Source organism: Mycobacterium shunyiense (assembly GCF_058270035.1).
Genome location: NZ_JBZDPT010000040.1, coordinates 193,850 through 206,938 on the forward strand (window position 1 = coordinate 193,850; position 13,089 = coordinate 206,938).

Here is a 13,089-nt window from a genome sequence, read left to right on the forward strand (position 1 = left end):
TGCTCCTCTCTCCTACCACTGCCCACCCTGGCGATGTGGCTGAGACTCCGGGGGGAGAGCCGGTCCGCCATAGGGCAATTGGATGCTGTGTTCGGTTATCGGTGTCGGGTCGGCGCGGCGCAGTGGGTCCAGGCCGGGCGGAGGGGTGGCGGTGTCGTCGCCGGGCGGGCGTGGGGCGTTGCGGGCGCCACGGACCAGGAGATTGGGGTCCTGGTTCTGGCAGTAGGTGTACAGGTACGGTTCGGGATAGTTCGGGATGAACGGCACGTCCCGCGGGTGCGGGTAGTCGCATACCGGCCGGGGATAGATATCGGCGATCGCCCAGATCGCCCCGTCGTGCATCAGTGAGCGGATGCCGTCGAGCAGCGGTGGTCGCTCGTCGTTGAACATCCGGTCCAGCGCGGGAACCCGAACCTGGGACAACTGCGCCACCGTTGTCAGGTCGCCGAGTAACTGCACCATGGTGGGGGAGTTGTTCTCGATCACGGAATCCACGGTCTTCAGCAGGTCCGGGGTCCTGTCGAGCAACGTCCTTATGCCTGCGTCTTTTTCGCCGATGCCGTCGAAGGTTCCGGCCAGGTTGTGCGAGATGGCATCCAGGCCGCCCGAGGAATCGTCGATGATCGTGAACACCGTGCGGCTGCTGCGTAGCAACGTCATGGTCTGCGGAAGCACACCGTCGAGGGTGTTGAGCAACACCTGGGCACCGTTGAACAGTTCACGCAGTTTCTCCGGCCCCTGTTCGCTGACGCCGAGTTCGTCGATGACCGATCGGATCTGATCGGCGTCGGCCTGGGCGAGGACGCCGTCGACATTGGTCAGCAGACGCCACAGCGGGACCGGGGTCTCGGTCTGGCTGCGGTCGATCACCGTTCCGTCGGACAGGAACGGGCCATCGGTGCGTTGCGGGGCGAAGTCCAGATACTGCTCTCCGGCGGGGGATAGCCCCGAAACCCGGACACCGGTGTCGAGCACAGGAATACGGGCACTGTGGTCGATCGTCGCTGTGGCGACCACCCCGTTGCCCGTCACGTCCACCGACTTGACCCGGCCGATCGGGATCCCCCGGACGGTGACATCCTGGCCGGCGAGCAGTCCGCCGGATTCGGCCAGGTCCACCTTGACGGTGATCTGGCGATCGAACGGGTTCACCCGCAGGGCGCCGAATGTCAGGTACGCGACCCCTACCACCACGAGGAGCAGCTGACCGACGACCGACAGCACCAGCTTTCGCGCGGAGATGAACTGAACGCAGCGAATGGCCAAGGCCGACAGGGGGTTCAGTGCGGTGCGCAGGCTCATTTCGGCGGCCCCCAGATCTGTCCGCGGCCGGGGCCCCACACCCGGTCGCCGAGCTGGGTCAAGACGAAGCGGATCGAGCCGACCATGTTGTCCCAGTTGGCCATCTTGGGGCCGGTGAATCCCGGGTCGGCGTAGTGGTTCATGTCCGGCATGTGGCCGATCGCGATCTGCTGAAGGTCGACATCGGCGGCGGCCGCGTTGCTGCCGAACAACTTCAGCGCGGCAGGAAGAAACCGTAGGAAGTTGGCCATCGTCACCCGGGGGTCGGTGGAGGCATCGTTGAAGGCGGCCGACAGGGTGTTCAGGTCGTGGATCCAGCTGCGGGCGTCGGTGCCCTGGATGGCCGGGAACTTCTGCAACTGCGCGGTCACCGCACCGATCTCGTTGGCCAGGTCCACGATCGCGGAGGTGTTGTCCGCCAGGGTCAACAGTGCCGGCGTGGCAGTGTCCAGGACCTCGTTGATGGTGTCGCGACGGGCGTTGAGTTCGTCGGCCAGCTTGGCGGTCTGATCCAGCATGCTCCGGATCTCCTCGGAGCGGTCTGCCATCGTTGAGACCAGTGCACGGGACTCGTGGATCAGGCTGGTGAGCCCCTCGCCGTCCTTACCGAGCGCCCCGCCGACACCGTTGAGCACTCGCGTCAGGTTCCGGATCACGCCGCCGTTCACTATCAGCGACGTGGTGGCCAGCACCTGTTCGACGGTCGCGGCGGCGGTGGTGGACTGCTGGCCGATCCGGTCCCCGTCCGTCAGGAGCGCCGTGACGGTTGACTCTGGTGCGGGCGGCGTGAGAGCGACGAACACGTCGCCCAGTGGTGTGGCCGAACGCAATTCGGCCGTGGTTCCCTTGGGAAGATGTATTCCGTCCAGAATGCGCATCTGGACCACGGCGGTGTAGTCCTTGGCGCTCATGCCGACCACCTCGCCGACGTCGGCGCCACCGACACGTACCTTCGCGCGATCGGGGAGATTGAGCGCGTTGGAGAATTCCGCGTCGATCTGATAGGTCGGGCCGCTGAGGCCGGGGGCGGGGAGAGGCAGTTGCTCCACTCCGGCGGAACATCCGACCGTCGCAGCGGCCACCAGGGTGGTGGCGAGGCCGATCTGGAGGGCAGGCTTCATCGATCCTCCAGCTTGGTCATCGCTTCGAGCATGGTGGTCATCCCGAAGTCGGGGCCCAGATCCGTGATGGATCCGGTGCGGCAGCCCAGTTGGCGGAGACCCAGGATGTTGCAGACTTCCTTGGTCATCGAGCTGTCGAAGAACACGTTGTCGAAATGGGCACCGACGCGCAGCATTCCGTTCTGCATGTCGATGGCAGCGGCCGCGTTGTCGATCGCCAACGGTGCCACGTCGAACACCTCGGCGAGTTCTCGGCGGTAGTCCACGAGGGCCCGACTGAGCCTGGCGCTGCTGGCGATGCTGTTCCTCAGGTTGTCGCCGTTGTTGCCCAGGAGTTCGTTCAGCTCGTTGAGCAGACCGTTGAGTCGTCGGCCGGTGTCGCCGCGACCGACGTTCTCGGCCGCCAGCAGGTCGGTGAGTTGGCGGACGTACGTGCCGAATTCACGGACCTGTCCCTCGTTGCGTGCCGCGGAGTCGGTGAGCTTGCTGAGGTTGGTGACGATGGCTTCGAGGTTCTGCTTGGTCGCGGCGCCGCCGTCGGCGCCGGTGCGCAGTGCATCCGACATCCCGGCGAGGGCGTTCTTGATCTCGGGTCCGCTGGTGGAGGTGATCGCGGAGGTGGCCGACATCAGGTCGGTCAACGGCCCGCCGCCCTTGCCGTCGCCACCCATCGCACCACCGAGCTTGTCCACCATCTTCAGGACCCGGTCGAATTCGACTGGAGTTCTGGTCGATTGCGGTCCCAGAACAGCTTCTTCGGCCAGGAGCTGGCCGCCGGAGTAGGCGGGTGTGAGTTCGATGTGCCGGTCGGTGAGGATCGAGGTTCCGACGGTGACGGCCGACACGTCCACCGGGATGCTGGTGCCGGGATCGACCTCGATGCCGATGTCGACGTGGTTTCCCCGGTTGTCGATCGAGGTCACCCGCCCGACGGGCATGCCCAGCACCGACACGTCGTTCCCGACGTAGAGGCCGATGGCGTTGTCGAACTGGGCGGTGAAGCGCAGCGGTGCGGTGGGGCCCGGACGTAGCAGGTAGGCGCCGGTGACGGCGAGCGCCACCACGGTGATCAGTACCGTCACGATTGCGGTCTTGCGTGTCATGGCAATCCGGGCCTCACTCGCAGTCTTTGAAGTATTGGTAACGCTCCGGCCATTTCCACTGCTCGGCGCGGCCACTGATGGCACACATCCAGGAATCCACCATCAGCCCGCCGGGCAACATGAAATCCAGGAACGGCCCCGATCCGGTGGCGTTGGCGGCGTTGCGCATGGCCACCGGCATGATCTGGAACAGGTTGCGCAGCAAGGCGTCATGGTCACCCAGCATCGACGTGAACTGCCGCAGATCGGCCAGCATCTTGTCGATGTGCGCGCTGTCGGTTCCGACGATGTCGTCGGCGGTGGTGATCAGGGTGGTGGCGGCTTGCAGCAGTCGCTCGACGCTCGCTCGGCGACGGATGATCTCGCCGGTGAGCTCGCGGCCCTGGACGACCAGTGCGGCCAGATCGTCCTGTTGTCCACCGAGGACGTCGGCGACGGTGGCGGTGTTCCGCAGCAGATCGGCGATCTGGCCGCGTCGCTCGGAGATGATCGCTGAGAGGTTCTCGACGTTGGCCAACGCTTCCGGGAGTACCGCGGGCACCCCGGTGAGCTGTTGCGACAGCGTCTGCATCGACGTGGCGAACTTGACGGCGTCGACGTCCTCGAATGTCGTGGTCGAATCAGACAGCAACTTTTGCAGGTCGTAGGGGACCGTGGTGTTCTTCAAGGGAATTCGATCGTCGACCAATGTGCCGCCGCCCTTGGGCTGCAACTCGACGTAGCGCGAACCCAGCACCGTGGTGAGCTTGATCGAGGCCTTGCTGTCGGAGCCCAGGCGGATGTTCTTGTCCAGCTTCATGGTTACGACGACACGGTTGACGGCCAGCTTGGTGGTCGCGACCACGCCCACGGGGACACCGGCGATGTTGACCTGGTCGCCGGCGCGCAGGCTGGCCGCCTGCAGGAAATCCGCGGTGTAGGTACGTTTGCCCAGGTGCATCGAGCTCAGGGCCGTGCTTGCCACGATCACCACGGTCAGGGCCAACAGCGCGAAAGTGCCGATCACCGCCGTGTTGCGGTCTTCCAGTGTGCGGGGCCGCCGACGGGCGGTCTGCTCGGCCGGACTGTCGAGAGAGGTACTGGGCCACTTGACGTTTCGTCGCCACCAGGACCGGTTCTGGGTGGGTCCGCTCATCTGACTCATCACCTGCACTTCGCTGTGTACTTGCGTTGCCCACCTGGCGTGGCCGCGTTGACGATGCTCGGCACGATCGGCTTGAGGAAGTTGAACAGGGTGAAGTTGAAGTCGCACGGCATCGCGCTCATCGCGGTGGAGTCGCCGGTGATCCGCGACAATCCCTTCAACACCGCAGGAAGATTCGAGCCCAGTGTGGCCCAGCCGTCACGGTTGGCCAACATCGTCGACAGCATCCCGGGTTCGCGGCTCAGCAGATCGTGTAGGTCGGGTTGCGCCGCGGTCGTGATCGCCGAGAGCCGCGATACCACCGTCGCGATCGAGCCGGTCGAGTTGACCAGTTCGTCGCGGTGCGCGTTGAGTCCGGCGATCACCGAGCGCATCTGGATAAGAGTGGTCTGCAGTTGGGTGCCACGGGAGGCAAGGTTCTCGGTGACGGCGTTGAGGCTGTCGATTACCCGGCCGAGGACCTGGTCCGGACCGGCCATCGATTGCGCCAACTGCGAGGTCTGCGCCACCAGTACCACGACCGAGTCGGAATCACCCTGGAGCGCGTTGATCAACGCGTTGGAGAGATTTCCGCGGTTCGTCGGATCGAGGAGGGTGAACATGGGCTCGAATCCGTTGAGGAGATTGGTGACGTCGAACGACGGCTCGGTGTGCTCGACGGGGATCGTGGCGCCGTCGGTCAGCTGCTCGGGCCGACCGAAGTCGGCCAGGGTCAGGCCGATATAGCGCTGGCCGATGATGTTCTGGTAGACCACCGAGGCCTTGGTGTTTCCGTACAGCGGCTGGTCGCGCTGCACCCGGAACCGGACGGTGGCCAGTGTGCCCTCGCCCGAGCCGGGATCCTCGAGCGCGATCGAGTCGACGCGGCCGACCCGCACGCCTGCCACCCGCACGTCCGACCCTGCCCGGAGCCCGGTGACATCAGTGAATTGCGCGGTATAGGTGAATGTTTCGCCTTGGACACCCCGACGCAGCGTCACCAGGATGGTCCAGGTGAGCGCCAGGCAGACCGTCATGAAGAGGGCGAGCCAGATCAACATGCGGGCGCGTGCGTTCATGGTGTTCCCGTGGGCTGCTCGGCAGGAAGCGGAGGCGTGGCTGTGCTCTTGGGAGCGGGGTCCTGGGCAGCGGGGTCCTGGGCAGCGGGGTCCGCCGGAGCTGGTACGAATTCCTCTGGGGCAGGAGGCATTTGCAGTGGGCTCTGAAGCACCTCGGCGGCGGAGTTGGCCGGGTCGGGCAAGATGATCCCGGGCGGCGGGACATAGGCGCGCGGATCGGGCAGGCCGTGGGTGTCGACGATCGGGATGCCCTCGGGTGCGGTTTGGCAGCTCGGGCCCCGCAGCTCTCCGTACACGGGACAGTCCGCACGGCTGTAGAGCCGCAGCGGTGCGAGCGCGACGACGAGTTTGAACGTGAACGTCACCTTCTGATTGGTGCGCGTCCACATTTCGTCGAAGAAGCCGTTGACCACGTTGTGCAGGCCGACGGCGACGGCGGGGAACTTCCCCGAGCGGTCGGCGAGCACCCCGATCACCGGGGTGAGGTTGGTGGTGATTCCCGCCAGTTCGTCGGCGTGGTTGTCCATGGCGGTGCGTACGGTTCCGACGGTGTGGCCGGCGCCGGTGAGCAGATCGGTCAGGGCTGCGCGTTGTTCGGCGACGGTCCGCATCGGCTTGACCGCGTGCTGCAGTGAGTCCAGCAGATCGGGTGCGGTGTCCCCGAGGGCGCTCAGTGCGGAGTTCCAGGTCTGTAAGGTCGGCGGCCCGGTATCGTCGGCGCGCAGCTCGTTCATCTCGGTCACGATCCGGTTGAGACCCTGTGCAGCCGAGGTTAATTCAGGGCCCTTACCCGCGGTGGCATCTGCGATCGCACGCATCACGCCCAGCGTGTGGTCGGTGCCGGGGCGGCCCACGGCGTCGACCAACTCACGTACCTTGGCCAGCGTCGTCTGGAACAGCTGGGTCGGGAGGGTGGTGTCTTGCCCGATGATGTCCCCGGCCCGGATCGGCCGGCCACCGGTGCCCTGGTCCACGAGTTGGACTGTGGACACCGCGAAGGCATTGCCGGGAACGATACGGGCGGTCACGGTATTGGCGATGTTGGCAACGTGATCGGGGCGCAGGTCGATGTTGACGATGTTGTCGCCGCCGCCCAGCGCGGGCGTGACAGACCGCACCGCGCCGACGAGAACACCGCGGTACTTGACGTCGGACTTGGGCGGCAGCCCGTCACCGACGCTGGGCAGGCGCGCAATGATCTCGACATGGCGATCCAGTGATCCGGTGGATTTGGCGAACATCAGGGTGCCGGCGATGGCGCAGACCACCAGGAACACCAGGCAGGTGACGAGCAGGGCCCGCTCGGAGGGGCCGCGGCCGTCCATCTCGAACTGGTTGGGCATCAGCCACCCAACCTTCCGCCGGCGTCGACGCCCCAGAACGCCATGGTGAGCATCATGTTGGTGACGACCATCAGCGTGATCGACAACCGCATGGCGCGTCCGGCGGCGATGCCGACACCCTGGGGGCCGCCGGCTGCGTAGAACCCGTAGTAGCACTGCACCGTCGACATGATCGCCACGAACACCGCGACCTTGATCACCGCGAAGAACATGTCGCGGCCCGAGAGCATCAGCGCGAAGTAGTGCAGATATGTCCCCGAGGCCTGGCCGCTGGCCAGGTACACCACGAGCTGGCACACCACGAAATTCAGCGCCAGGCACACGACGAACAGCGGGATGACAGCCATTGCCGAGGCCAGGACCCGGGTGGTCACCAGATACGGGATCGGTCGGATGGCAACGGATTCCAACGCGTCGATCTCTTCGGAGATGCGCATCGAGCCCAGCTGCGCGGTGAATCGGCACCCGGCCTGGATCGCGAAGGCCAGCGCGGCCATCATGGGCGCCAGCTCGCGCACGGTCGCCAGTGCGGTCAACAGCCCGGTCGCGGGGCCCAGACCGAGCAGGTTCAGTGCGTTGTAGCCCTCGATCGCCACCACGGCGCCGGCGGCCGCACCGACCACCAACACCACACCCGCGGTACCTCCGCCGACCACGATCGAGCCGTTGCCCCACGTGACATCGGAAGACAACCGCAGGAATTCGCGGGGGTATTTCTTGATGACGATGGGGATGCCGGCCAGCGTGCGGAAGAAGAACGCCACGATGTGCCCATTGCGGGCCATCTGGAATTCGGTGGCGCGGACGACGGCGATGACGGGTCGGGCGCCGGTTGGCAGGTACGTGGCGGCCATGTCAGAAACTCGTCTTCGGGAAGAGTACGAGGTACATCTGACTGATCAGGGTGTTCGCCAATAACAACAACAGGATCGATTGCACGACAGCGGCGTTCACCGAGTTCGCGACGCCGGCCGGCCCACCTCGGGTGTCCAGTCCCTTGTAACAGGCGATGACAGCGACGATGACACCGAACACCACGGCCTTGATCATGGTGAGGACGAGGTCGTCGACCGTGGCGAACGACGAGAACGTCGTGGTGTAGCTGCCCGGGGTGCCGCCCTGCAGCATGACCGTGAAGGCGTAGCCGGCCAAAAACCCGATGAAGCAGGTGAATCCGGTGAGTGCCACCGACACGATCACGGCCGCGGCCAGGCGGGGGACCACCAACCGCTGGATCACCGAAATGCCCATGACCTCCATCGCGTCCGTCTCGTCGCGGATGGTCCGGGCGCCGAGATCGGCGCTCATGGCGGAACCGACGGCGGCAGCCATCAGGATCGCGGCGACCAGTGGTGCTCCCTGCTTGATCACGGCAAGCCCGTTGGCCGCACCGGCCAATGCCGTGGCACCGAGTTGCCCTGCCAGCAGGCTGAATTGGACCGCCAGGGTGACGCTGATGGGTATCGCGATGAACAGCGTCGGCACCACGGCGGTGCGGGCCATAAAGACCGCCTGTTCGACGAACTCCCAGAACGGGAAGCGGCCCCGCAGCACATCGCTGAACAGGTACTGGACTGCGCGCACCGCCAGGACGCACTGTCCACCCACAGTGCGCAGCGAAGCGAGGGGGTGCCGATCCAGGTAGCCCCGCCCCCACCGCAGGACCCGATCGGTCGCTGCGGTGTCAGCGGCGTCTGCGCCCGACGGCGTGTGCGGCACGGTCAGCGGGCCCGGAATGTCAGGTTGAGACGCTTGAGGCCGCGGAGCATGAAGCTGGGCTCGTACTCGTAGTCGTTGTCGGGTGCCAGCTCGACGGAACCATACCGACGGGCGATGGCCTCCAGCGCGATCCGCGCCTGCAGACGCGCCAGCGAGGCACCCAGACAGGCATGGATGCCCTGGCTGAAGGCCAAGTGCGTCTTGGCATTCGGGCGTTGCGGGTTGAACTCCTCGCCGTCGTCGAACTGGGCTTCGTCGCGGTTGGCCGATCCGAACACCAGCACCACCAGCGAGCCGGCCGGGATGGTGTACTCGCCGAGCTGTGCCTCGGCCTTGGTGATCCGGAACATCGACTGGACCGGAGTGAGGAAGCGTAGTGCTTCCTCCACCAGCAGCTCCGCATGGGCGGCGGGATCCTCCTGCAACCAGCACCACCACTTCGGGTTCAGGCCGAGTTGGTGCAACGTGCCCGTCATCAGCTTGCGCGAGGTTTCGTTACCCGCGATCAGGATCTGCTGGATGATGCTCAACGCCGCCCCGGTGGTGAGTGGTTCGTCGTCGTTGGCGTTGGACGCCTGGACCAAACCGGTGATCAGGTCGTCCTGCGGGTTGGTGCGGCGGTCATCGAGTTCGGCGGCGAAGTACCGCTGGTACTCCAGTAGGCTGCGCGCCTGCTCGAGGGCACCGGCATCGTCGATCTCGGCGCCGATGGTCAACGCGAATTGATCGGACCAGCGCCGGAAGTCATCGATGCGATCGTCGGGGACATTGAGCGCGGCAGCGATGATCCGCAACGGCAACGGCGCGGCGAATTGCTCGACGATCTCCACCGGCTTGTCGGTCGGCAGCGTGTCGAGCAGTTCATCGACGATCGCGCGGATCCCGGGTTCGCGCTGAGCGACGAAGCGCGGGGTGAATGCTCGGGCGACCATGCGTCGGTAGTAGTGGTGGTCGGGCGGGTCGGCGGTCAACAGCGTGGGGATCATGTCCCATCCCTGTGCCTTGAGCGCTTCGACCTCGTTGGCCACCGACTCCGGTGGCGGCATCTGCGGCAGGCCAAAAGCCGAGGAGAACACCTCGTGGTTGGTCAACGCCGCGGAAACCAGTTCCCGTGAGGTCACGAACCACATTCCCCGGTCGGCGACGAATTGAACCGGCGCCTGGCTCCGCAGCGCCTGGTACCACGGGTGCGGCTCCTGCATCGTCTGCGGATCCAGCGGATCGAACGATGCGATCGGGCAGATGGTGGGCGGGCTGCTGATATCGGTCAAGGCCGTCTCCAGAGTTGGTGGGCAAGGGCTGCTCGGGGCTTTTGAATGTCCACTTGACTAATTGGTGGACCAATATAATAGTGAGGTGGATCATAATCAAGGCTCGGAAATCAGCCGGGAGAGCGAGGCGAATCGGTGCCAACAGCAGTCGTGACAGGAGCCGGCAGAGGGATCGGTCGAGCGATCTCGGAACGCCTCTCGGCCGACGGCGCGGACGTGGTCGTGGTGGATATCGATGCGGCCGCCGCCGACGAAGTGGCTCGGTCGATCGGCGGTCGAGCCGTCCACTGCGATGTCGCCGTGGAGGGGTCGGTGGCGGCGTTGGCCGACTACGTCAGCCAGATCGGCCCGATCGACGTGCTGGTCAACAACGCCGGTATCTGGCGCTCGAGCACTCTGGCCGAGAGCACTGTCGATGAGGTCGACACCGTGCTGCGGGTCAACGTGCTCGGCAGCTGGCTGGTCACCCGCGCGCTACTCGACACGTTCGGGGCCGGCGGCGCGATCGTGAACCTGACATCGGTACTGGCCGAACTCGGTGGCGCGGGCCGCGGGATCTATCCGGCATCGAAAGCCGCGCTCGTCGCGCTGACCAAGCAGATGGCAACCGAGTACGCGCCGCGCGGTATCCGCGTCAACGCCGTCGGCCCGGGCCTGGTCCTCACCGACGGCACCGCGGGTGAGTTCGCCGATCCGGGGTTGCGGTCGGCCATCGGTGAGTCGATGCCGTTGGGGCGCATCGGTGAACCCGACGACGTCGCCGCGGCAGTGGCCTTCCTGGCCTCGGCCCAGGCCGGCTACATCACCGGCCAGGTGCTCTACGTCGACGGCGGATGGGGAATCAACGGATCCGCATTCATCGGGACCGCCGTGCAGCAGTACATCGCGGGACTGCCCGCAACGCCCCAGAAGGCGGCTTTGACAGAGGAGGCGGTGTGACGCGGGCAACCGACAGAACGGACAACGAGGTGACCAGGCCGGGTGAGGCGCGGTCCTCGGGGCCGACGGTGCAGAGTCTGCTCGCCGAGGACACCCGGGAAGTCCCGTCGCCACTCCTGGAGGAGTCCTACGAGTTCCTCGGGTCGGCCGACATCGACAAGGAGCGTTACTTCACCACCGAGTTCCACCGGCTGGAGGTGGATCGAATGTGGAAGAAGGTCTGGCAGTTCGCCTGCCGCGAGGAGGACATCCCCGAACCCGGCGATTACCACGTCTACGACGTCGCGGACATGTCGTTGATCGTGCTTCGCACCGCTGCCGGTGCGATCAGGGCGTTCCACAATTCCTGCCTGCACCGCGGCACGCGGTTGTGCGATGACGCCGGCCGGGTCAACCAGTTGCGCTGTCCGTTCCACGGCTTCACCTGGAGTCTGGAGGGCAAGCTCACCGATGTGCCCGGACGGTGGGATTTCCCGCATGTCGACGACATGGCGTTTGCCCTGCCGGAAGCCCAGACCGGGACCTGGGCCGGATTCGTCTTCGTCAACGCCGACCTGGAAGCGGCCCCGCTGTCGGACTACCTGGGTGATCTGGAGAAACACTTCGCGCCGTTCCATCTGCAGGACCGTTTCAAGGCGATCCACGTCGCCAAGGTTGTCGACTGCAATTGGAAGGTGGGAATGGAGGCGTTCCTGGAGTCCTACCACGTCATCGCCACGCACCCCCAACTGCTGGAGTATCTCGGGGACGCCAACACCCAGTACGACATCTACACCCGGACCGACGACCAGCCCGGCTTCAACCGGATGATCACTCCGCAAGCGACAAGCAGCCCGCACCTGGAGCCGTTGGAACCCCAGGACGTACTCGATGCCATGTTCCGTGACTTCTTCCCCGAGGGGGTCGGCACATTCGAGGTTCCCGACGGTCAGTCGGCCCGCCCGATCGTGGCGGCGGCCATGCGTGACAATCTCGCGCAGACCACCGGCGCCGACCTCTCCGGCACCAGTGATTCGGAGATCGTCGATGCGATCCAGTACTTCGTGTTTCCGAACATGGTGCCCTGGGCGGGCGTTGGTGCACCGTTGACGTACCGGTTCCGGCCGTACGGCAACGACCCCGATCGGTGCATCTTTGACATCATGATGCTGATCCCGCTACCGACAGGAGTGCCCAAACCCAAGACTGCGCCGCCGCATTGGCTCGAAGCCGATGAGGACTACAGTGCCGCGCCCGAGCTCGGTGGATTGTGCGCGGTGTTCAACCAGGACCTGGCGAATCTGCCACGGGTGCAGCGCGGTCTGCAATCGATGACCAAACCCGGTGTGACGCTGGCGAATTACCAGGAAGTCCGGATACGTCAGTTCCACCAGGACCTGGATCGGTGCCTCGCAAGTGACAACTGAACTGTCAGTGAACGCCCCGTCGGGCATCGCGCTGCGCAATGATGTCGGCATGAGCGAGGTCACCAGCAACCGATCGGGTCCGGGCCGGCCGGCGGGCACCGACAGTGTGGACACCCGTCAGCGAGTGCTCGACGCGGCCTGCCAATGTTTCGCGCAGTACGGCTACGGACCGGCCACCAACAACCTGATCGCGGAGATGGCCGGGGTCACCGCGGGCTCGTTGCACTACCACTTCGGGTCCAAGAGCAATCTCTTCGAGGCAGTCTGCGATTACGTGTACGGCAAGATCGTCGCGCGCTCGGTCGAGGCGCTGGCCGGCCCGCACTCGGTGCGCGGCCTGTTACGGGCGGTGCTCGCCGAATCGATGCGGATCAACCACGAATCGCCGGAGCTGGCCGGATTCGTGGCCACCGCACCCATCGATGCCCGGCGCCATCCCGAGCTGTCCGAGGCGTTCCGCAAGCAGGCGGAGGCCATGACAACGACGCTGGCGCAGGCGGTGACCGCAGGCCAACAGGCTGCCCTGATCCCGGATGAGCTGGACCCGGTCGCCGTCGCAGGCATGATCAGTGCGATCGTCGACGGCTTCGCGCACGCCGCGGCCAATACCGACGTCGCGGTCATGGATTCGATGAACCAGTTGTTCGGGAGGCTGCTCCTCGAATCGGACAGCGCTTCGTAAT

At 65.6% G+C, this 13,089-nt stretch carries 12 protein-coding genes; 3 read left to right on the forward strand and 9 right to left on the reverse strand.

The genetic code is table 11. The features are described 5' to 3' along the window. Positions 1-12 precede the first annotated feature (12 nt). Genes AC4ELS_RS22255 through AC4ELS_RS22295 form a run of 9 tightly spaced genes read right to left on the reverse strand, consistent with a single transcriptional unit; the run spans position 13 to position 10,061 of the window. Positions 13-1,302 (reverse strand): MlaD family protein, encoded by a 1,290-nt coding sequence (locus tag AC4ELS_RS22255; protein WP_448445831.1) that lies wholly within the window; start codon positions 1,300-1,302, stop codon positions 13-15. Beyond that, a complete protein-coding gene (locus AC4ELS_RS22260) occupies positions 1,299-2,423 on the reverse strand; it encodes an MlaD family protein (RefSeq protein WP_448445829.1) in 1,125 nt (374 codons plus the stop codon). Before AC4ELS_RS22260 ends, AC4ELS_RS22255 begins: the two co-directional genes overlap by 4 nt. Beyond that, the gene (locus tag AC4ELS_RS22265; RefSeq protein WP_448445827.1) at positions 2,420-3,526 is read right to left on the reverse strand and encodes an MlaD family protein; all 1,107 of its coding nucleotides are present in this window, start codon (positions 3,524-3,526) and stop codon (positions 2,420-2,422) included. Before AC4ELS_RS22265 ends, AC4ELS_RS22260 begins: the two co-directional genes overlap by 4 nt. A gap of 13 nt (positions 3,527-3,539) precedes the next feature. After that, complete coding sequence (locus AC4ELS_RS22270) at positions 3,540-4,661, reverse strand: MCE family protein (protein ID WP_448445825.1); 1,122 nt, start codon at positions 4,659-4,661, stop codon at positions 3,540-3,542. A gap of 8 nt (positions 4,662-4,669) precedes the next feature. Beyond that, on the reverse strand, positions 4,670-5,728 hold the full coding sequence (locus AC4ELS_RS22275; RefSeq protein WP_448445823.1) for an MlaD family protein: 1,059 nt from the start codon (positions 5,726-5,728) through the stop codon (positions 4,670-4,672). Then, positions 5,725-7,071 carry an MlaD family protein gene (locus AC4ELS_RS22280; protein WP_448445821.1) on the reverse strand — a complete coding sequence of 449 codons (1,347 nt, stop codon included), beginning with the start codon at positions 7,069-7,071 and terminating at the stop codon, positions 5,725-5,727. The genes AC4ELS_RS22275 and AC4ELS_RS22280 overlap by 4 nt, the downstream gene beginning before the upstream one ends. After that, entirely contained in the window at positions 7,071-7,925 is an 855-nt protein-coding gene (locus AC4ELS_RS22285) for an ABC transporter permease (protein WP_448445819.1), read from the reverse strand. The genes AC4ELS_RS22280 and AC4ELS_RS22285 overlap by 1 nt, the downstream gene beginning before the upstream one ends. Position 7,926: 1 nt before the next feature. Then, a complete protein-coding gene (locus tag AC4ELS_RS22290) occupies positions 7,927-8,796 on the reverse strand; it encodes an MlaE family ABC transporter permease (RefSeq protein ID WP_448446053.1) in 870 nt (289 codons plus the stop codon). Next, a complete protein-coding gene (locus AC4ELS_RS22295) occupies positions 8,793-10,061 on the reverse strand; it encodes a cytochrome P450 (RefSeq protein WP_499049328.1) in 1,269 nt (422 codons plus the stop codon). The genes AC4ELS_RS22290 and AC4ELS_RS22295 overlap by 4 nt, the downstream gene beginning before the upstream one ends. A gap of 135 nt (positions 10,062-10,196) precedes the next feature. Between AC4ELS_RS22295 and AC4ELS_RS22300 the strand changes: the two genes are divergently transcribed. From AC4ELS_RS22300 to AC4ELS_RS22310, 3 genes are read left to right on the forward strand one after another with little or no spacing between them, the layout of a single operon-like run. Continuing rightward, positions 10,197-11,000 carry an SDR family NAD(P)-dependent oxidoreductase gene (locus AC4ELS_RS22300; RefSeq protein WP_499049330.1) on the forward strand — a complete coding sequence of 268 codons (804 nt, stop codon included), beginning with the start codon at positions 10,197-10,199 and terminating at the stop codon, positions 10,998-11,000. Continuing rightward, positions 10,997-12,406 (forward strand): aromatic ring-hydroxylating oxygenase subunit alpha, encoded by a 1,410-nt coding sequence (locus AC4ELS_RS22305; protein WP_499049331.1) that lies wholly within the window; start codon positions 10,997-10,999, stop codon positions 12,404-12,406. The genes AC4ELS_RS22300 and AC4ELS_RS22305 overlap by 4 nt, the downstream gene beginning before the upstream one ends. Then, on the forward strand, positions 12,396-13,088 hold the full coding sequence (locus AC4ELS_RS22310; RefSeq protein WP_498885391.1) for a TetR/AcrR family transcriptional regulator: 693 nt from the start codon (positions 12,396-12,398) through the stop codon (positions 13,086-13,088). Before AC4ELS_RS22305 ends, AC4ELS_RS22310 begins: the two co-directional genes overlap by 11 nt. Position 13,089: the final 1 nt, after the last annotated feature.